The sequence below is a fragment of the Rhizobium sp. P38BS-XIX genome (assembly GCF_012641435.1).
GTDB lineage: Bacteria > Pseudomonadota > Alphaproteobacteria > Rhizobiales > Rhizobiaceae > Rhizobium.
Genome location: NZ_JABAIJ010000002.1, coordinates 488,218 through 508,556 on the forward strand (window position 1 = coordinate 488,218; position 20,339 = coordinate 508,556).

Annotated in this window: 16 protein-coding genes and 2 pseudogenes; 9 read left to right on the forward strand and 9 right to left on the reverse strand. The window is 57.6% G+C overall.

Features of this window, described 5'->3' with window-relative positions; all coding sequences use genetic code 11:
* Positions 1-31: 31 nt before the first annotated feature.
* The gene (locus HGP17_RS11465; protein WP_168808918.1) at positions 32-709 is read right to left on the reverse strand and encodes an SDR family oxidoreductase; all 678 of its coding nucleotides are present in this window, start codon (positions 707-709) and stop codon (positions 32-34) included.
* Positions 710-720: 11 nt separating this feature from the next.
* Positions 721-1,458 (reverse strand): SDR family oxidoreductase, encoded by a 738-nt coding sequence (locus HGP17_RS11470; protein WP_168808919.1) that lies wholly within the window; start codon positions 1,456-1,458, stop codon positions 721-723.
* A gap of 96 nt (positions 1,459-1,554) precedes the next feature.
* On the opposite strand from HGP17_RS11470, the gene HGP17_RS11475 reads away from it, so the two are divergent.
* From HGP17_RS11475 to HGP17_RS11500, 6 genes are all read left to right on the forward strand, one after another.
* Complete coding sequence (locus HGP17_RS11475; RefSeq protein ID WP_246704026.1) at positions 1,555-2,451, forward strand: LysR family transcriptional regulator; 897 nt, start codon at positions 1,555-1,557, stop codon at positions 2,449-2,451.
* A 162-nt stretch (positions 2,452-2,613) separates the two neighbouring features.
* A complete protein-coding gene (locus HGP17_RS11480) occupies positions 2,614-3,504 on the forward strand; it encodes a LysR family transcriptional regulator (RefSeq protein ID WP_168808921.1) in 891 nt (296 codons plus the stop codon).
* A gap of 152 nt (positions 3,505-3,656) precedes the next feature.
* Positions 3,657-4,451 (forward strand): SDR family oxidoreductase, encoded by a 795-nt coding sequence (locus tag HGP17_RS11485; protein ID WP_168808923.1) that lies wholly within the window; start codon positions 3,657-3,659, stop codon positions 4,449-4,451.
* A 34-nt stretch (positions 4,452-4,485) separates the two neighbouring features.
* Positions 4,486-5,259: an SDR family oxidoreductase gene (locus HGP17_RS11490; protein WP_168808925.1), complete on the forward strand. Its 774-nt coding sequence runs from the start codon at positions 4,486-4,488 to the stop codon at positions 5,257-5,259.
* A 558-nt stretch (positions 5,260-5,817) separates the two neighbouring features.
* A complete protein-coding gene (gene ligD / locus HGP17_RS11495) occupies positions 5,818-8,481 on the forward strand; it encodes a DNA ligase D (RefSeq protein ID WP_168808927.1) in 2,664 nt (887 codons plus the stop codon).
* Complete coding sequence (locus tag HGP17_RS11500; protein ID WP_168808930.1) at positions 8,478-8,897, forward strand: DUF4112 domain-containing protein; 420 nt, start codon at positions 8,478-8,480, stop codon at positions 8,895-8,897. The genes ligD (HGP17_RS11495) and HGP17_RS11500 overlap by 4 nt, the downstream gene beginning before the upstream one ends.
* 31 nt (positions 8,898-8,928) lie before the next feature.
* On the opposite strand, the pseudogene ligD (HGP17_RS11505) reads toward HGP17_RS11500, so the two are convergent.
* Both ligD (HGP17_RS11505) and HGP17_RS11510 read right to left on the reverse strand, forming a co-directional pair.
* Positions 8,929-9,959 (reverse strand): annotated as a pseudogene (ligD, locus tag HGP17_RS11505) (non-homologous end-joining DNA ligase).
* Positions 9,956-10,576, reverse strand: a pseudogene (locus HGP17_RS11510) (Ku protein); the annotation flags it as partial. The pseudogenes HGP17_RS11510 and ligD (HGP17_RS11505), both read right to left, overlap by 4 nt.
* A gap of 62 nt (positions 10,577-10,638) precedes the next feature.
* Between HGP17_RS11510 and HGP17_RS11515 the strand changes: the two are divergent.
* Positions 10,639-12,588, forward strand: a complete 1,950-nt coding sequence (locus HGP17_RS11515; protein ID WP_246704027.1) for an AAA family ATPase — start codon at positions 10,639-10,641, stop codon at positions 12,586-12,588.
* 6 nt (positions 12,589-12,594) lie between these two features.
* Entirely contained in the window at positions 12,595-14,502 is a 1,908-nt protein-coding gene (locus HGP17_RS11520) for a UvrD-helicase domain-containing protein (protein ID WP_168808934.1), read from the forward strand.
* Between the two features lie 630 nt (positions 14,503-15,132).
* Here HGP17_RS11520 and HGP17_RS11530 read toward each other — a convergent pair.
* The 5 genes from HGP17_RS11530 to HGP17_RS33615 form a co-directional block, all read right to left on the reverse strand.
* On the reverse strand, positions 15,133-16,206 hold the full coding sequence (locus HGP17_RS11530; protein ID WP_168808938.1) for a hypothetical protein: 1,074 nt from the start codon (positions 16,204-16,206) through the stop codon (positions 15,133-15,135).
* Between the two features lie 28 nt (positions 16,207-16,234).
* Positions 16,235-16,741 carry a GIY-YIG nuclease family protein gene (locus tag HGP17_RS11535; RefSeq protein WP_168808939.1) on the reverse strand — a complete coding sequence of 169 codons (507 nt, stop codon included), beginning with the start codon at positions 16,739-16,741 and terminating at the stop codon, positions 16,235-16,237.
* 26 nt (positions 16,742-16,767) lie between these two features.
* A complete protein-coding gene (locus HGP17_RS11540) occupies positions 16,768-17,907 on the reverse strand; it encodes an RHE_PE00001 family protein (protein WP_168808942.1) in 1,140 nt (379 codons plus the stop codon).
* Between the two features lie 97 nt (positions 17,908-18,004).
* Positions 18,005-18,250 (reverse strand): hypothetical protein, encoded by a 246-nt coding sequence (locus tag HGP17_RS11545; RefSeq protein ID WP_348648917.1) that lies wholly within the window; start codon positions 18,248-18,250, stop codon positions 18,005-18,007.
* A gap of 134 nt (positions 18,251-18,384) precedes the next feature.
* Positions 18,385-18,657, reverse strand: coding sequence for a hypothetical protein (locus HGP17_RS33615; protein ID WP_348648918.1), 273 nt, complete (start codon positions 18,655-18,657; stop codon positions 18,385-18,387).
* 910 nt (positions 18,658-19,567) lie between these two features.
* Here HGP17_RS33615 and HGP17_RS11555 point away from each other — a divergent pair.
* Positions 19,568-20,302, forward strand: a complete 735-nt coding sequence (locus HGP17_RS11555; RefSeq protein WP_168808946.1) for an autoinducer binding domain-containing protein — start codon at positions 19,568-19,570, stop codon at positions 20,300-20,302.
* Positions 20,303-20,339 lie beyond the last annotated feature (37 nt).

Below are 20,339 nucleotides of genomic sequence, written 5' to 3' on the forward strand. Positions count from 1 at the left end.
GGACGTTTCGGCCGCAGCCGCATGATGCCTTTCACCAAGGGAGTGATCGTCCTTGCCAATCGAGGTACAGGTTTTCGCCCGTCCCCATGTGCGCCTTCAGCACCTTCACCATGCCATTGACGCTTTCCTCGACGGAAATCTCAGCCTCGACGGTGCCATCCAAGGTGCCCATCGCGGTCGCCGCCCAGCCTGGATGAATCGAGAGGACGGTAAGATCGGGATGATCGGCATGAAGCGTCCGCGCGAGCATGTTGAGGCCGGCTTTGCTGGCGCGATAAAGATCGAGCTTCAGCCCCGGCTCGGTGTTGAGCGCGATGCTGCCACGATGAGACGACATGACGGCGATCGTACCATGCGGCTTCAAACGATCGAGCAGACGATGGGCGAGCCGGATGGGCCCAAAACAGTTCGTCAGCATGATCTCGGCGAATTCTGCGTCGGTCGCTTCGACAACAGAATTGTGCAAAGGCCCGAAAATGCCCGCGACCAGAAAGATGACGTCAAAGGAACCTTTGAGCTCGTCCCTCAGGGGATCGATCTGATCGGCGCGTGTCACGTCGACATGGGCAACACGCGCGACTTTTCCGAGCGCGGTGGTGTCAGCGCCGCCACGGGCTGTTCCGATGACATTCCAGCCATCAGAATTGAGTGCCTCGGCAAGGCCGAGGCCGAGGCCGCGTTCGGCCCCAACAATAAGAATGCTTGGCATATTGCTGTCCCTTACAATGCAGTGAAACCGCCATCCGCCATGACGAGCGAACCCGTCATGAAAGCGGATGCGGGAGAGGCGAGAAAGGCGATGACTTCGGCAATGTCCTGAGGCTGGCCCACCCGTCCGATCGGATGGGCGGAGCCGTAGCTTGCCAGCGTCGCACGGCTGTCCGAAACGATGCCCTCGAGAATGTCCGTTTCGACGACGCCGGGGGCGACGGCATTGGCGCGAATGCCCCGAGCGCCGTATTCGACGGCGATGACCTTCGTGAGTTGCGCAATCGCACCCTTGCTTGATGCGTAGACGCAGGTGTCCTTCATCGCCACCTGAGCGACGATCGAGGCGACGTTGACGATGACGCCGCCCTTCCCTGCGAGCATGGCGCGGACGGCTTCACGGCAGTGAAGGAAGGTCCCGCGCGCGTTGACCGACATGATGCTGTCCCAGTCGGCAACGCTCATATCGACGAGGGACCGGTTCATGGTGCGACCGGCGTTATTGACGAGGATGTCGAGGGCACCGAAGCGTTCCACTGCCATGCCGACGCTTGCGATCGCCGTGTCCTCGTTGGCGATGTCGCCGGTCAGCGTGACGATGTTCTGCGCTTCCAGCTCATGGACCGTTTCGCTGACGTCGGTCGCGACGACGCGTGCGCCTCTGGATTGGAGTGTCAAAGCTGTCGCCCGTCCGATTCCTCGCGCTGCGCCTGTCACCAGAACGACCTGGTTTGCAAAGATCTGGTTCATATCGATCTCCTTTCGCAGCGGAGACTATGGCGATACCGGTGCCGCGATAATCCAGAGAATATTTACAAGATTGCGTAGCTGTGCTTCGTAATGGGCATGAGATCTGCCGACTTTGCCCGCATCCGTACGTTCCTAGCGGTTGCTGAGACACTGAGTTTTTCCAAGGCCGCCGACGAGCTCGGCATCACGTCATCGGCTGCCAGCCAGACGGTTAGGGCGCTGGAGGCCGATCTTCGCCAGCAGCTTTTCCAACGGACCACCCGCACGGTGGCGTTGACCGAAGCGGGAGCCGCGTTGCGAGACCGGATGCGTCCAGCCGTAGCCGAGATGGAGATGGCGCTGGTTCAGAGCAGGGATGCGGCTGGGCGGCCAGCGGGCACGGTGCGCATCGTTTCTTTCCGGTCTGCAGGCGAGAAGTTCATTTTGCCGGTCCTGGCGGACTTGCGCCGCAATTACCCTGAGGTCCAGCTCGACGTCACGTTCGATGATGAAGTGACGGATCCGGTCGCAGGCGGGTTCGACATCGCCGTGCGGATCGGCGAGGTCATCAGTCAGGACATGATTGCCGTGCCGCTCGGCGGAGAACTTCGGCAGATAGCGGTAGCCTCTCCGGACTACATTGCTCGGCACGGCACCCCTGAAACACCGCGCGATCTTCTCTCTCACGATTGCGTCTGCTGGCGGTGGCCCGGTCAGCAGCATCCGTTTCCCTGGGAGTTTTACGAGGACGGGCGCTGGTTTTCGATCAGCCCTCCAGCTGGCATCGTCGTCAATGACAGGCGCGCCGCTTTACAACTGGCGACCGATGGTCTCGGGATCACGTTCTGCATCGAGGATACCGCCAATGATCTGGTCCATGCAGGCAAACTTGTGCCGCTTCTGCTTGAGTGGAGCAGGCCGTTCCCTGGCTTCTTCCTGAGTTACTCTCATCAGCGGCATATGCCCGCTGCCACCCGAGTCGTGATCGATGCGATCCGAGCCGGATGTCCGTGATGCAGAGAGGACCGTTCTTAGTTGTTTAAGGCGCCCGAGCGCGCAAGAAGCGTCACTGCCATCGCGGCATGATCCGAAAGGCTATGAGGACTGACATGTACCTAAAACGAGAAGCCAGGACGGCAGGACGCCGTACCACCCTCGATTATCCTGGATACTAGGATGGATCGACTTTCCGAGCTTGAGGTGTTCCTTGCTGTCGTCGAGACGGGCGGTTTCACGGCAGCCGCCCGAAGAACCGGTACGTCACAGCCGGCGGTCAGCAAGGCGGTCGGTACGCTTGAAGATCGCCTTGGCGTCGCTCTTTTCAATCGCAACACCCGAAACGTCACCCTGACGGATCAGGGCCGAAGATATTTCGACCGAATGAAACCTCTGATTGAGGAGATTGAAGACGCCAATCGAGAAGCGATGGGCAGCCGCGCCGACATGTCGGGATCGATCCGCATCGCGGTACCCACCACGTTCGGTCGTCTTCACATTCTCCCCATCATTCCGAAGTTGCTGTCAGAATACCCTGATCTCCGGGTGGACCTGGTTTTATCAGATCTTCGGCGGGACATGGTCGAGGACCGGGTCGATCTGGTGATAAGAGTGGGGGCTGTCGAGGAGCCCGACGCCGTCGTCAGGCGCGTAGCAAAGACCCCTCTCGTTTGCGTGGGCTCGCGCCAATATTTCGAAAAGCACGGGGTCCCTTCAGAGCCCGCCGAGCTCGCACGTCATAATTGTCTCGTATATGGCGGCTTCGAGGAGGCAGCGAATTGGCCTTTCGTCGGACCACAGGGTCATTTCAGTGTGGCTGTGTGCGGTAACCTCACCTCCAATAGTGTGGAGACGATCCGGGCAGGTGTGCTCGCCGGCGTCGGAATTGCCCTGTTCACAAAGGCGTCGCTTGTCGGCGAGCTTTCGCATCCCGATGTGGTGACTATCCTCAACGACTACGTCCAAGCCACCAGAGACATCAGCTTTGTCTGGCCCAAACGCCGGCTGGTTTCCGCCCGGGTCCGACGCGTGACGGATTTCTTGGCCTCCTCGCTGGAAGGCGAACTCTAACCTTGTCCAAACAACGGCGCAGCCGAGTGGTGGTACTCTTCGGCGGCCGCTATTTATTCAATTTTGATATGAATATCATACCGATTTCGTTTGTTATCGCTGTTTCTGGCATGCGTTATGAAAAATGATCGTCGCAATTAGGAAGTACGATCATGAACATTTCACTTGCAGGCCGCAGCGCCGTTGTCACCGGATCCACCGCTGGCATTGGCCGGGCGATCGCCGAGGGTCTGGCGCGTGCTGGCGCGTCAGTCGTTATCAATGGCCGGAGAGAGGACCGGGTCGCGACCGCGGTCGCTGAGATCAAGGCGCTCTTCCCAAACGTCAGGATCACCGGCGTCGTTGCGGATGTGGCAACGAAGGAAGGCGGTGCCATCCTCGCGTCCCAAGCTCCCAGTGCCGATATCCTGATCAACAATGCCGGCACAGCCAATCCCAAGCCGTTTTACGATCTCACCGACGAAGACTGGTTGAGCCTGTTTCAGCTCAACGTCATGAGCGGTGTTCGTGCAGCTCGTCACTACCTGCCTGAGATGACTGAGCGCGGTTGGGGGCGTGTCGTGTTCATCAGCAGCGAATCCGCCCTCGCAATCCCGCAAGATATGATCGACTACGGCATGACAAAGACAGCGCAGCTGGCGATCTCGCGGGGGCTTGCCGAAACTGTTGCCGGAACGGGCGTTACGGTCAACTCGGTACTTCCTGGCCCGACGAGTTCTGAGATCATGTCGAACTGGATGAAAGCGACTGCGGCCTCCGAAGGTATCACCCAAGAGCAGGCTGAACTGAACTTCGTGAAGACCATGCGGCCGACCTCGCTGTTGCAACGGTTCACGACGACGGAAGAGGTCGCCAACATGGTCGTCTACCTGTGCTCGGAGCAGGCATCCGGCACAACCGGTTCCGCCATGCGCGTCGACGGGGGCGTGCTCAGGCAGATCGCCTGAACCGTCCGGAACCATAGCTCTTAGGAAACTTGCCATGACCACATCGCAGAACGAGCTGAAGCCTCCACATTCACCCACTCATGACCTCACCGGACAACACGTGGTTGTTGTCGGTGGGAAAACAGGAATAGGCCTCGGCATGGCTCTGGCTGCTTACGCGGCGGGAGCGAGGGTGACGGTCGCAAGCCGGCGCACAGCATCTATAGCAGACCATTCAGAGCTGGCGCCCTTCGAGCAGCTGGTGCTCGATATCAGTGATGAGGACGCCGTCCGGGCCACTTTCAACGCTATCGGCAGTCTGGATCATTTGCTTGTCGCCGCGGGTCCGACCGATGGCAGCTGGGGTGCATTCATGGACGAAGACATGCGAGGCGTGCGCAGCTATCTCAACAGCAAGTTTCTTGGCTCTTGGGCATGCGCGCGATATGCGGCTCCAAACCTTTCCTCCAATGGGTCCATCACTTTTCTGACCGGAGGAATCGCGGCGCGCTCCAAGATCGGTATGACAGCGGTCACCTCGACGTTTGCCGCCGTGGAAGCACTGGCCCGCTCGTTGGCACTGGAACTTGGACCCATCAGGGTGAACGCCATTCGGCCCGGATTTATCGACACCGATCTCTGGAACTTCTTGTCTCCGACAGATGCGGCAGATGTCCGTGAGAAGGTGCGCGCCAATTTCCCGGCGCGCAGGATCGGCTATCCCGCCGACGTCGGTCATGCGGCTGTATTCCTGATGACCAATCCCTATGTCACGGGCACGGTCCTTGAGGTCTCTGGTGGCGAAACGCTGGTCGACTGGCTGTTCTGAACCCGGCCGCGCAAAGAACTGAGGTAAAAAGTCTCTGCTTCGCCTTCCTATCTAAAGAGGCAGGTCTCGATTAAGTGACGCCGCGAGGAGATCGACGAAGACACGTGTCGTTTGGCAGTTAATCGTAATTCGCGATAGCGGACATATGTCCACACTCGAAACGAAAAAGCCTGCCGCGGGAGGAGGTGCGGCAGGCTTTTCGAAAATAACCGAACAGCAACTGGGAGGAGGAGTGTTGCTGTTCCCGCAAACGCCCTTGGGAGGAGGAGTAGGACGTCTGCATATCGAACCGACGCGGGAGGAGATTGCATCGCTTCGATAGTCGGATCATACAGGTTCTCCTCGCCTATCAAATAGACTTTGCTGCAGCGCAGTCATGCCAAGAGCGCATATCGATTCCGACGGTGCCAGGTCGGTCATTCAGAGCCGATGGCGCTGTTGTCCACCACCCCTGCCCAACTCCATGGAACAAAACGACAATCTGTCGCTTTTTGCCTCCTAAGGTCGCGCGCTGTGACAACCAGACGTGACTGGAGGCGGATTTGTACCGGGACTGCCATGGCCAGCGAAAAGCTCTCGACATACAAGAAGAAGCGCGATTTTCAGAAAACGCAGGAGCCGAGCGGCGCAGCGAAGCTGAAGGCGTCGAACCGCAGGCGCTTCGTCATTCAGAAACATGACGCGACGCGGCTGCATTATGACTTGCGGCTTGAACTCGATGGCGTGTTCAAATCCTGGGCGGTGACCAAGGGTCCATCGCTCGATCCGCACGACAAGCGTCTGGCAGTCGAAGTCGAGGATCATCCACTGGACTACGGCGACTTCGAGGGCACTATCCCCAAGGGTCAATATGGCGGCGGCACGGTGATGCTGTGGGATCGCGGCTACTGGGAGCCGGAAGGGAACAAGACGCCCGAGCAGGCTCTGGCCAAGGGCGATTTCAAGTTTACGCTGGAGGGCGAGCGGCTGCATGGCAGCTTCGTTCTGGTGCGGATGCGCAATGACCGCGACGGCGGCAAGCGCACCAACTGGCTGCTGATCAAGCACCACGACGACTTCTCAGTCGAGGAGAATGGCGCGGCCGTGCTTGAGGAGAACGCAACGTCGGTCGCCTCCGGCCGAACCATGGAAGCGATTGCCGCCGGCAAAGGCAAAAAGCCGAAGCCGTTCATGGTCCAGAGTGGCAACGTTAGGGCGGATGCCGTCTGGGACAGCAACCACGGCCTTGCTGCTGACGAACGCAAAGCCGAAACCAAAACTGGAAGGAAATCAGCCGCAGCCAAAGGTGCCAAGCCAGCGACGACGGTTATGCCCGAGTTCATTCCTCCGCAGCTTTGCGAAACGCTGGAACGACCGCACTCCGCCGAGGGTTGGATCCACGAGATCAAGTTCGACGGCTACCGCATCCAGGCGCGCATCGAAAACGGCGAGGTGACGCTGAAGACCCGAAAGGGCCTGGACTGGACGGCAAAATATCCAGCGATCGCGACATCGTTTGCAAACCTGCCGGATGCCATCATCGACGGTGAGATCTGCGCTCTCGATGAGAACGGTGCGCCTGATTTCGCAGCGCTTCAGGCGGCACTGTCGGAAGGAAAGACGGACGCGCTGGTCTACTTTGCCTTCGACCTGCTGTTCGAAGGCGATGAAGACCTACGGCAACTGCCTCTGATAGAGCGGAAGGAACGGCTGCAGAGATTGCTGGATGATGCCGGCGAGGATCCACGCCTGCGTTTTGTCGAGCATTTCGAAACCGGTGGCGACGCCGTCCTGAAGTCAGCCTGCAAGCTCTCGCTGGAAGGTATCGTCTCAAAGCAGGCCCAAGCGCCCTATCAATCGGGCCGCAGCGAGACCTGGGCGAAGTCCAAATGCCGCGCCGGCCATGAAGTCGTCATCGGCGCCTATGCCAAGACCAACGGCAAGTTCCGTTCCCTGCTGGTCGGCGTCAACCGCGGTAGCCATTTCGTCTATGTCGGCCGTGTCGGCACGGGCTACGGCGCTGGCAAGGTCGGTGTGCTGCTTCCCAAACTGCGCGCGCTGGAAACCGCTAAGTCGCCGTTTACCGGGATCGGCGCGCCGAAAAAGGATCCCAACGTCGTCTGGGTGAAGCCGGAACTGGTCGCGGAGATTGAGTTCGCCGGTTGGACGGCGGACGGCCTCGTCCGCCAGGCGGCCTTCAAGGGATTGCGGGAAGATAAACCCGCAGCCGAAGTCGAGGCGGAAAAGCCCGCATTGCCGGCGAAGACAGAGACCCCGACGCCGGCCGCGACAAAGCCATCAAGGCCGGCACGCGGCAAGAACGCCAAGGCCGAGGTGATGGGCGTGATGATCTCCAGTCCGGACAAGCCGCTCTGGCCGGATGCTAATGACGGGGTGCCGGTCACCAAGGAAGATCTCGCCCGCTACCATGAAGCCGTCGGACCCTGGCTGATCGAGCATATCAGGGGACGGCCATGCTCGATCATCCGGACGCCGGATGGCATCGGCGGCGAGCAGTTCTTCCAGCGGCATGCGATGCCGGGAACATCGAACCTGCTGGAATTGGTCAAGGTGTTCGGCGACAAGAAACCCTATCTGCAGATCGACCGGGTCGAGGGCCTTGCCGCCATCGCCCAGATCGGCGGCGTCGAGCTGCATCCCTGGAATTGCGAACCGGGTCAACCGGAGGTTCCCGGTCGTCTCGTCTTCGACCTTGATCCCGGTCCGGATGTTCCCTTCTCCACCGTGGTGGAAGCGGCTCGGGAAATGCGCGACCGGCTGGAAGAACTTGGCCTCGTGAGCTTCTGCAAGACCACCGGCGGCAAAGGCCTGCACGTGGTCACGCCGCTTGCGGTGGCCAAGGGCAAGAAGCTGAGCTGGCCGGAGGCAAAGGGGTTCGCACACGATGTCTGCCTGCAGATGGCCCGCGAGAACCCAGACCTTTATCTGATCAAGATGGCGAAGAACCAACGCAATGGCCGGATCTTCCTCGACTACCTACGCAACGACCGGATGGCGACGGCCGTGGCGCCGCTATCACCACGCGCCCGGCCCGGGGCCACGGTGTCGATGCCGCTCACCTGGAGCCAGGTGAAGACGGATCTCGATCCGAAACGCTTCACCATCCGCACCGTACCCGCGCTTCTGGCAAAAACCAGCGCTTGGCAGGATTATTGTGAAGGACAGCGCTCGCTGGAGCAGGCCATCAAGCGGCTCGGCAAGATGACGAAAGCGGCGGCATGACATACGAACGAGCACATAGTCAGTCCACGGATTTCCGCAATGTCGACCGTCTGGCCCGCCTGCGCCGCATGCGTGGGTTGGCGCGGCTCATGGATACGGCGCTGCGCATTCCCGGAACGCGCTTTTCCTTCGGAGCAGATTCAATCATGGGATTGGTGCCTGTTGTCGGTGACTTCGCCGGCGCTGCGATCAGTCTCTACATCGTCAACGAGGCGCGGCGGCTTGGCGTGCCGAATGACAAGCTTTTTAAGATGCTGGTCAATATCGGTTTCGATGCGGCGGCAGGCAGTGTCCCATTGGTCGGGGACCTGTTCGACGTCTACTTCAAATCCAACCGCCGTAACCTCGACCTCGTTCTGGAACATTTCGGTCTCGAACATTCCGATCTCGATCGCAGACGGTCGCAACGAGAATGAACCGGCCCGTTCGACGGCCGCCAGGATCAGCTCAGCCTAGCTCGTAGACTGCAGCATTGTCCTGGATCTCACGCAGTCCTTTATAGGATGCGTGTCGCAGATTGCCGTCGTCGGTCCAGCCACGGAATTCGATCTCGGCGATCAGGGTCGGCTGCGCGAAGACGTAATTCTTGCCCTTGAGCGGCACGACCGGCGTCCTCGTCTTCAGCTTGTCGAGCGTCTTCTTCAGGTAGTCTGCGTCCTTTTCCTTAAAGCCCGTGCCTACTTCGCCGACATAGATCCAGTCGTGGCCACGCCGGGCGGCAAGAAGCAGGCTGCCGATCCCTCCTCGGGCGTGGCTGACTGTTCGTAGCCGACGATCATGAAGCTTTCGCTCTGAATGCATTTGATCTTCAGCCAGTCGCCGGTCCTGCCCGAGCGGTACGGGCGTTCGCGGTGCTTGGCGATAATGCCTTCCAGTCCAAGCGAGCGGGCGTTCTCCAGGAGCTCGGCGCCGTCACCCTGCACCTCCTCGGAAAGCTGTATCGCGCCAACGGCTCCGTCGAGCAGGTCGGTCAGGAGATGGCGGCGGACCGACAGCTCGGTCTTCGTCAGATCGTGCCCGTCGAGGTATAAGAGGTCGAAGGCGAAGAGGACGGCTTCCTCAGAAGCACGCTTGCCGCCGCGTCCGCCGAGCGAGCGCTGAAGCGCTCCGAAATCGGATCGACCCTCGCTGTTCAGCACAACAGCTTCGCCGTCCAGAATGGCGGTTCCGATCCCCAGCTCTCTGGCGGCTGCTGCAATCGCGGGAAACCGATGTGTCCAATCATGGCCGCCGCGCGTGATGATCCGAACACCCTTTGGCTCGATGTGGATCGCCAAACGGTACCCGTCCCACTTGATCTCGAAGACCCAATCCGGTCCGACCGGTGGGGCTGCCTTCAGCAAAGCCAGGCATGGCTCGACCCGGTCTGGCATTGGATCGAAAGGAAGATTCGGCTGCGCTGGATCGCGCTTCCGGCGCGGCTGCGATTTGGCCGAAAGACTGTCGTCCTGCAGGAGGGGCTTCGCCGATCTCTTCATTTGCCGGTCCGGGTTTCAGCGGCAACCGACTTCTTCAAGGCATCCATGATGTTGATGACGTTGTTCGGGGCGGGCGCCGAGGCCGGTGCTTTCGCCTTGGCCTTCGCCGGCTTCTTCAGCGCCTTCTTCTTGGTGGCGATGATGTCGAGCAGCCGATCCTGCACCGGATCGATCACCATCTTCGGGTTCCAGTGCTGCGTCTGCTTCTTGATCAGTTGCTGTACCAGGGGCATCATCTCGCTGTCCGCCGTCTCGTCGTCGTCGATGCCTGCAAAATAGGTGCCTTCATCGCGGACTTCATCCCCATATCGTAGCGTCCAGAGGACGATACCCTTGCCACGTGGCTCCAACATGACGGCGCGTTCCCGGCGCGAGATCACCAGCCGCGAAATACCTACCATGTCCTGCGCTTCCATCGCGTCGCGGATGACGGAGAAGGCTTCCTGCCCGACCGGATCGTTGGGCGACACGTAATAGGGAGTATCGAGCCAGATCCATTCAACGCTGCCACGAGGGGTGAAGGTCGAGATGTCGATCGTCTTCGTGCTGTCGAGCGCGACGTTCTCCAGCTCCTCGTCTTCCAGCATGACGTAATCATTCTCGCCACGCTGATACCCGCCGGAGTAGATTTCCATGATGGACTTCTCAAAAGCGCTTTGTAAACCTATCGGAATGAGCCATGGGGGAAGGCATGTATCTGCAACGGGTTAAGGTTGAGAATTTCCGTATTTTCGAGAACCTTGAAGTTGATCTAAACAAGACTTTGAATATCATTGTCGGAGAGAATAATTCCGGTAAAACCGCGCTTGTCGATGCGATCCGATACACCTTGTCATCAAGGACGGGTGAATGGTTGAGGATCCTCGAGAGTGACTTCCGCCGCGGTACAACACGCTTCTCAGTTCGGCTCAAGTTCTGCGATCTTTCCACTCAGCAAGCGGCAGCCTTCCTTGAGCATTTGACATTTGAAGAGGTCGGCGGCCTGCGCAAGCCGTCTCTGTACGTTACTCTTGCGGCCGAACTGACGGAGCAGGTCGTCAGGGGAACACGGCAAATTCGCTCGGACATCCGCTCAGGCCCGTTGGGTGAAGGACCGTCCATAGAACGTGAGGCGCGCGAGTACCTTTCTGCGACATATCTTAAACCGCTGCGTGACGCTGAGGCGGAGCTGAGCGGTGGTCGTGGCTCTCGCCTCGCCCAGGTCTTAAATGCAGCCGAGAGCTTTCGGAACGTTGTCCACGTCGACAACCTCCTCGACGCAGTCATCCAAGCGAACGTCACAATTCTCGGAAACCCTGGCATCGCGGACAGCCTCGCCCGCATCAAGACACAGCTCAAAGGCCTGGATTTCGCCAACACACCGTTGAGCCCGATCATCGAAATCGTCGGTGGAATTGCTCTAGACGCGCTGGGGCCAGTCGAGCGTAAGCAGATGCTGCGGGCCGTCCTCGAGAGGCTCCAACTGCTGATCGATGAGAACGAGCGAATTCAAGGGCTGGGCTATAGCAATCTTCTCTTCATGGCGACAGAGCTTCTGCTGCTTGAGGAAGAGAAGGACGACTTTCCGATGCTCCTCATCGAGGAGCCGGAAGCACACCTGCACCCCCAGTTGCAGATGAAGTTTCTCAAGGCGATCCGGGAAGGCTTTGGCGGCAACGGTAAACCAGCGCTGCAGAGCATCCTCACGACCCACAGTCCGAACCTGGCATCGAAGTCCGACCTCGATAGCTTGATCATCATGTCTGGAGGCAGAGCCTTTCCCTTGCGAAAGGGGCTGACGGAACTGGACGACGAGGACTATGTCTTCCTTGAGAAATTTCTCGACGTGACCAAGGCGAACCTCTTTTTTGCCAAAGGGGTCATCATTGTTGAGGGCGACGGTGAAAACATCCTGCTGCCAACGATAGCGAAACTGCTCGGCCGGCCGCTGGACGACTACGGCATTTCGATCGTGAACGTGGGAAGCACTGCCTTCGCCCGCTACGCGAATATCTTCAAGCGTTTTGGAATGGCCGATGACCAACACCGTGACCGCTGGCTCCCCATTCCCGTAGTTTGCATCCGGGATATGGATCTCCGACCAGAAGGGGCCAAAATCTCCGAGGAAAATCCTTTCGGATTCATAGAATACAAGCCGAGAGGCGCAGTGTACTGGGAATCCCATTACGATGGAAATCCGGAGGCGAGGGCAGCTTGGGTGGCAGGCCGACTTGGCCCCCAAGGACAGAACGTCCTCGTCGAGATCTCCGATCATTGGACATTCGAGTACTCGCTTTTGATGTGTGGCCTGGCCGAGGAAGTCCACGAGGCCGCGCCTGGAGCCGACGTACCATTTGCCGATTTGCCGGCAGATCCAACCGAGCGGGCGCTGACCGTTTACGCCCGCATTTCGGTGGACAAATCGAAGACCGAAACGGCCTATAGACTCGGCCCCATCCTCGAGCAGCGTTTTACCCCAGAACTTGTCGCGGCCACTGCAGGTGAGACAGAGCAAGAGGCAGAGGCGCGTCAGCAGCAGAACCTCGAACTGATAGAGCAAAAGCACCAGGAGCTGCGAGCAGCACTGCCCTCCTATCTGGTCCGGGCACTGGATTATGTCACCGGCGTCCATCAACCGGCTGGAGGCTGATCCGAGATGATTGAACTAGTCGACAACGATATCGATGAATTGCTTCTCGTTCTAAATCAGAACCGAGCATCCCCTCTCGTCCTCGACCCCTCTCGTCGGCAAGCGCTTTGCGGGAACCATGATGTCCAGGCCTGTCCTGGAAGCGGCAAGACGACTTTGGTTGGCCTCAAGCTCTTGTGCTTCATCAGAAAGTGGACCGCTCCAAGACGTGGCATTTGTGTTTTGACCCACACCAATATCGCCAGAGACGAGATCCTAAAATGCCTGTCTGGCCATCCGTCCGGGTTTGCGCTTCGAAGCTATCCGCATTTCATTGGCACAATACAGGAATTCGTCAACACCTACATCGCGCTGCCAGCGCTCCGCTCCAAAGGCATGACCGTCACCCAGATTGATGATGATCATTGTGTGGACCGACTTGAACAAATGGCGCTGCCCGGCACAAAAACCTATTTGGCCAACAGGCACGCCTCGATTTCGGAGCTTCGATACCGATGGGAACATAATAGCCTCATCCTCAAAACGCCGGCATTTCAGATGCCCTCACAATCCGCATCTTATACCAACCTTCTGGCGATAAAGGCGCGACTTCAGGCTGAAGGTTCTTTCTTTTATTCGGAGATGTATGCCTACGCGCAGGAATCCTTGTTTCACAATCCCCAACTCGTAGACGCCCTCCGGTACCGTTTTCCCGTTGTCCTGATTGACGAAATGCAGGATGTGCAGGGGTTTCAAGACGAGCTAGTCAGTGCAATATTCGACCACGCAGACGTACATTATCAGAGGTTTGGAGACCCTGATCAATCGATCTTCGACGGAGTTGGCGGTGAACTACCCAACATCTCTTACAACAGCGCCGATATGCAGCCGATTGTGGAAAGCCATAGGTACTGCCCGGCTATTGCAGTGCAGCTCGGCGGGCTAAGCAGCCGAAAGCTTGTGCTCACCACCAGCCGCGAACCGGCGCCTGGAGATCCGAGCAATGCGATAATTCTTTTTAGCAATGACACGCGGGCGCAGGTTCTCGACTGCTTTGCTGGAATTGTGCAAACGCTTCCGGCGTCGCGGCGCCTCGTCGTCAAGGCGGTTGGTGGGGTTGCCGAGAACAGCGGGGATGCTGCCGCCCCCCTTAACATCAAAAGCTATTGGCCTGACTTTCAGCGTAACCTTCAGCCTCAAAATCCAAAGCCTGACACGCTTTGCCAAGCTGTAGGGCAAGCCATCTCGCTTCGCGCCGGCGGCCAAGGCCTTTCACTTATTCTGGACGCGATCGTGAGCGCCTTCCGGCTGGCAGGAATCCGCTTCATAAGTCGGGTTGGGGTCGAGAAACCACCATCACGTTCGGGACTAGCCGACCATCTCCGATCAAAGCAGGTCTATGGCACGCTACGTCAGATGATCGCCGAATGGGTTGTTGGAGACGACCCCTCAGAGGAGCAATGGAATGCTCGGGTTGAAGCGCTCCGTGCGCTTCTCGAGCTTCCTGGCCAGAATGCCGGATTGAATAGCTTTCTAGCATACGGACCTGCGGCGGCGCCCGTAGAGGCTGAGATCGACGTCCCCATAAATACCTATATTTCGGAAGCTGATGTTAAAATCGAACTGGCAACCATTCATAGCGTGAAGGGGGAGACACATGATGCAACCCTGCTTCTCGAAACAAAATACCGCACACTATTCGACTTGAAGGAGATGATTCCGCACATCATGGACCATGCACTGCCGGCGCCGGTTTTCGATCCCGCCCATCAAACAACACATGTCTCGATTCGAGCGTCCTTCATGAAGAAGGCCTATGTCGCCGCAAGCCGACCACGGCATGTCCTTGCTCTTGCAATGGGCAGGGACCGCATCACTCCGGCCCAACGTCAAAGCCTAGTTGATGCAGGCTGGAACGTCATCGACCTCGGGTAGACGGTGGACCAGATCTCTCTTCACGCGGCAGCATATAGTTATAGATGGGTTTTCGCCCAAATCAGCGCACCTAGGGCGGCTGCTTTCGCCTCTTCTTCAGAGGGATACCATTTACGTCCGGCCTGCCGCTGCGCTGTTCCACGCCTCGAAACGGCTATGCGGTATCCTTCCGATCCGCGATAAACCGTCAAATTGAAACCTTCGGAATTGAGGTAGGAATTTCCGGCATGGGAAATCCGCCACTTCCTTCCACGCCAGGTTTTCCTTCGCGCAGCGAGCCGTCTCAGATCCTTTTCTCGAGCTCGCGGCCGCGCGTAGTCTTCCTCCATATGTTCTGCGCATACGCATCCTACTGCCAATGTTTCCGGATAGTCTGGGTGCTCCATGTAGTGAACGTAGCGAATATCAACGCTCTCGCACATTTCGCAGACCTGGGAGGGCTCCTCCAGGTCATCAACGCCAACGCAGCTCCAACCCCTATGTGGTACATGCGGCTCGGACCATTTGCCACGCTGGGTATGCACGTCAGTCGACATAGCTTCCCTCGGTTATGAGCATCGGATGGTATACCATCGATCAGAGAATATTAAGTTCCGCGCCGACGGTTACACAATCGCCCATTTTACCGAGTCACATGTCAATTGACTCAACGAGCTCTTCTTCGCCGAACTTGGGATTCGGCTGAAGAATGAATTGCCAGAGCGGCAGGGTCTCGTTCTTGAAGCCCTCGGGAATCCGGAGTGTGAATATTTCCGGGTCGTGCCGGATATCGAGGGCGACGACCCCTGTGTCCTCCACTGTCAGTTCTCGATACGCGCTGCTGACCATTTGGCTCAGTCCGCCGATCGTCTCGAACCCCTGATCCTCATGCACCTCCTCGGGTTCGAATACGAACTGCAGAGCGATTACCTTTCTACCCTCGAATAAAGCCTTCGGCTCACCACACGACCATCGGCCGTATCGCATCAAATAAAACGCGATCTCCCGAGCATCATCTCCTACGATCTCGGTGTCCCCACACTCGAACCTTATCGACTTGATCGTGAAAAGCACCTCGGATTTATCGTTCGGCTCCATCGCGAGGTCTGGTGTCGTCCGAAATTCAATAGACAGTCTCGGAAGCGTCGCAATGGTGCGATCTCCGAGAATAGCCATCTCATTGAGGGCCATTGCCCGAGCAAAAGACACTGTAAAATGCTTGCCAATCCTTTTGAACGCACTCTTGGGGAGCAATGCCCAGGAGTTCGCATTGGAAAAATAGATCGCGATTTTAAGTGGAAGACCGTTAAGCTCCGCATATTGCTCAAGCCCGGCCATCGTTTTCGCAGGCAGCGTGAACTCCTTGTCGAACGACTTAATGTAGAAGTTCTTCACCTCAACAAATAGTGCTGACCCATCATTGAGCACGATCTTGTAGTCAGGTGCGATCAGATTACCTGCAGCCACGAACATATCACCGGCGTCTTCCTGTTTGATGAACTGACAGCGGCCCAGCGCGCCGGCAACGTGAGCGAAGAGAGCCTCGGCCCGCTTTCCATGAAGCAGGAGTGGGTTCGTTTGCGACGCCTGAAGAGAGCCTTTCACAGTGTCCAGGAAGCTCTCCATGTCACCGTCGACATTGAGCTTGTATCCGCGGTCACGGCCGAGCGCGGTAAAAAGGGCAATGGCGTCGAATTTCTCTGGGTCTCTCTTCACTCGTTTCATAGCTTTCACTCACTGAGGGGCCAAACGTTCATTCGGGATCCGGGTTATCGTAGTCGCGCTCTGAAGCCCCGCATTCCAGGCATATTTCACCGCCAAAATTTTCGCTATGAGTCCATCCACCTGCCCATCCGCAGTTTGGGCAAAAGTCGTAGAGATCGACGTCGCCCCACAACCAAGGACTAGCATATTCCGGTACGGCGTCCCGGTCATATGACACAATCTCGAAAGCGTCTTGTCCGACCGAAATATAGGCGTGCGTGGAATGTCGCTTAAGACCCTCGATCACGTCTTCAGCGCTTAGAAAGAACCATTCGCGCTCATCAGATTTATCGGAAAATCGACCATGCAGGTCTTTCTCGATCCGTTTATCCTCCTTTATCGAAGAAGTTCGGATTTCTCCCATCAATGCGAACGTGCGGCGATTGCCAGTTTGCAGATCTGCAATCCGTCGCTTCAGGGCTTTCGACCTTCCAATCTTCACATACAGCCGACCCGCCAAGCTGTTATCGAGTTCAGTCAAAAAATAGACAGCCATACGCGCCTCCCCTTCGTATCTTCAAATCATATCATTCCCCATGCCCGAAACCTCCCCCTCCCCGTCATCTCGCGCAAGCCAAGTTCCAAAACGATCCGCCGCGCCGCCTGCGGCGTGACGTCAAGCGTTTTAGCGATCATGCCCGCCGACACGAGTGGTTTTGCCATCACCAGCTCGACCAGCTCCGGGAGCTTTGACGATGTCCGGCGCCCTTCCAGCTTTCGTTCCATCAGCGTACGCGCGAGTGTCAGCCGGTCATGTTCTTTGATGCCGATCTCGGCGGCAGCCAGCAAACCGTGGGCAATGGCGAGCAGCCGCGTCTCCCGGTCTCGATGCCGGCGCCGATCGACGGGAATGGTTTTCAGGCCGAGATTGATGGCAGCGAGATGGGCGCCGGCGGTGATGCCAGCCTGGCGCAAAATCGAGGCTGCAAAGAGCCGGCCAAGCCAGGGTGCGTGCTGAAGAACGGACAGCTCGTTCCAGGCGTCGAGGGCGACGATCGCCTGCAACATCACTGGCAGATGTTCGGCTTGGCGCAGCACAGCGCGCCACTCGTCGAGCCGCGTGTCCTCATCCCAATCGAGATCATAGACGAGAGGGTCTCGTTCGCCGATATCAGCGCGCCCGGGCCGCTTAGCCTGTTCGATCGCCGCCTCCGATCGGGCAAGCAGCGCATCGATCGCGGCATAGTCGACACCGGGCAGATCTTTGGCGTCATCACCATCCTCTCTCTCCCCTTCCGCATCCATCGGGGCCGCGGGTCGGTTGACGCCGACCGTTACCCCTTCCCCTACGCCGACTGGAGTGATGTCCGATGTTTGTCGCAAAGATCGCATACCCTCCGCGGACAGAGCCCAATCCGGCGACTGCGCGGCGATACGTCGGCGGGTGCGCAGCACGTCGCGGGCGATGGTGAGCTCGTGGGTCGGGGTGCGGATGTCGCTGGTGGAGTCGTGGAGGACGAGGTCTTCGAGGTGAACGAGTTCGCCGTCGATCCACAGCGAGGCACAGGCATCGGCAAAATGGCTGCGTTCGATCCACCCCTGCCCGACCGGCGAACGGGCGATGCGCTCGTCGAGACGGGTCAGAGCGAAACCGGCGTCGAAAGCCGGTCGCATCAAGGCTGTCATGCTGATTTTCGCGAGATCGTAACCCATTGAAATCATGGTAAATGATTTCTTATAGGAACGCTATTTGAATATTTCGGTTCCTCACATGGTATGATTGTAGGGTGAGCTTATAACCATCGATAAGTACCCCTTATCAATTATCACCGATGACATCGGAAAGTGGAACAATACTATAGGCCGAAGCCGCGCCTAGCTTATCTCCTGTCACCATTGTGAAGACTTCGCTCGATTGCAGGCATATCAGCCGCTTAAGCGCCGCCTCTTCCAGATCGCGCGTTTTTGCACCGGCATACGGAAGAAGGCCGGTTACTCCCATGAAGTAGGTATCGATGAGCATATTGGAGATTGTATCCACTGTGCTGATACCCATCGCGACCACCGAGTGTTTGAACCACGCTCACTGTCATCTTCAAGGACACAAGCAGAATCGGATCGATGAGCTTTTAGCGTGGAATTATTCGGGACGAACAAACGGCGAAGCCGCTGTCGGCCCGAAGCGGACATCGCAGACGCCTAAGCAAGTTGAGAGCGGCCCAACAACCGCACCCAAAGGCTCACGTCAAACCTGAGCGTGGCCACCGTCTGCGAAGAGTTCTGCGCCGTTGGAGAACTTGAGTCGAGGCGCGGAACCAGCGCGGCCTTGGCAATATCATGCGGTGCACCTGTAAGACCCAGAGGGATTTGAGAAACGATCAGGTCAATAACACCCTGCTCTTGAGCTTTATTCTCGCCTGCCATAGCAAGCAAGCCAAGAGTGCGGGTGACTCCCGGAGAAAAAATGTTCACGCGAATCCGCGTGTCTTTGAGATCCAGTACCCAGGATCGAGCCACGTTCCGGACGGCGACCTCGTCGGCCCTCGATGCCCGAGGTGCAACCGATGAGGATGACGCACGATCCCGTCATCGTCAGGGGAAGAGCCTTCTGACTTTGAAGATTACCGCCTCGACGTTGCGATCGAAGGTGTCGTCGACTTGTTCTTCCGTGATCTGTCCGAAAGGACGGCATCGCACGGCCACAGGCATTGGCAACAACAACGTCGAGATGACCTTGTTCAGATGCTACCCGCTCATACGGGCATTCCAGATCGGCATTGTTCCTTGGATCCGATTGGACACCTATGACATTTTGCACCGATTTCCGTGACAGCCCTGTCTGGAACGTTCTTGCTGCGTCCTGTGACATAGACTTGCGCGGCTCGACTTCAAGACGCCCCCAAAGGTCGAGTATTCGCTAACGGCCTCTGGGATGGCGCTCGCGGAAGCCCTGAAGCCGCTCTGTCCTTGAGGCAACGAGTATATACTGGCGGCTGAAAGAATGATCTCGCGTAGAGAAGCTTCCGAGGTCAAGAACACTGCGCCTCGGCCGTGGATCGCGCCAAGATCATTGCAATGCCTACCTCTGGTGAATTCTTGCCATCAATTCCGCGCGGCATTTCTCGATATGCCAAATCGAACTCGTTCAATGTGCGACGAAACACCGCTTACACGGCGGTATCATTGCCGGGCGCTGAAAATCTAATTTGCGAACTTGATTAAACCCGTCTGCTGAGCGCAAAATAAATACTCCCTTGACATGTGCGGGATCTCAATCGGTTGCGACAGATCCGCCATTTTCTCCTTCGTGCCGTTATCCCCACACCAGCTTCGATCGACATCTTTGGGAAACTCTCAAATCATTTCATGATTCGGATTTACGATGCCTGTCAGCACGCTCTCCGTTCTCGACCCAAACGCGCTAGACGACTATCTCGACCTGAGGTCGGTCCCAAGGATGCGTCACTTCGGCAATAACGACATCGTTGAACGCCTGCGCCGCGCTGTACCATTCGATTTTATCTACATCTCTGGCCTTGATGTCGACCACTATCGCCTTGGGCAAGGTTTCTCAATCGATACCGATTTACCGCCAGATTATCTAGAGGCCTACGAAGCCGGCCAACTGCAAAAAACAGACCCTTTTCTTGTTGCTGCAAAGGCGTCGAAGTCCGTTGTCATCGAGCAAGACGTCTACGCACGGTCGACACCACCTGAAGAGCTTGTCCATCTCCAGGCAAAATTCGGGGTCAAGAACCGCACTACCTTCCCTATTTCTCGCGGGAGTGTGATTTACGGTGCGGTAGGCTTTACGCGAGCTGTTCCATTCACCGCCAACGAGCTAAATTTTTTCGGGATATTTTCAGAAGCCCTCCATCAGGTCGTCACCCGCCCATTGATGGAGCGCTTCGCTGCGAAGAACTTGCGGTTATCAAAAGGAGAGATTGCTTGTTTAATGCATGCAAGTCGCGGTCTCACGACTACTGGCATAGCCAAGTCCTCAGGTTACCAGGTGGACACCGTTAATAGCTATCTGATCGCTGCCGCTAAGAAATTGAATGCATCGAATAGAACGCAAGCTATCGCCGAAGCGATAAGACGAAGGCTGATTGCCTAAGAAAAAAATTTGAATATCAAGAAGATCTAATTTAATA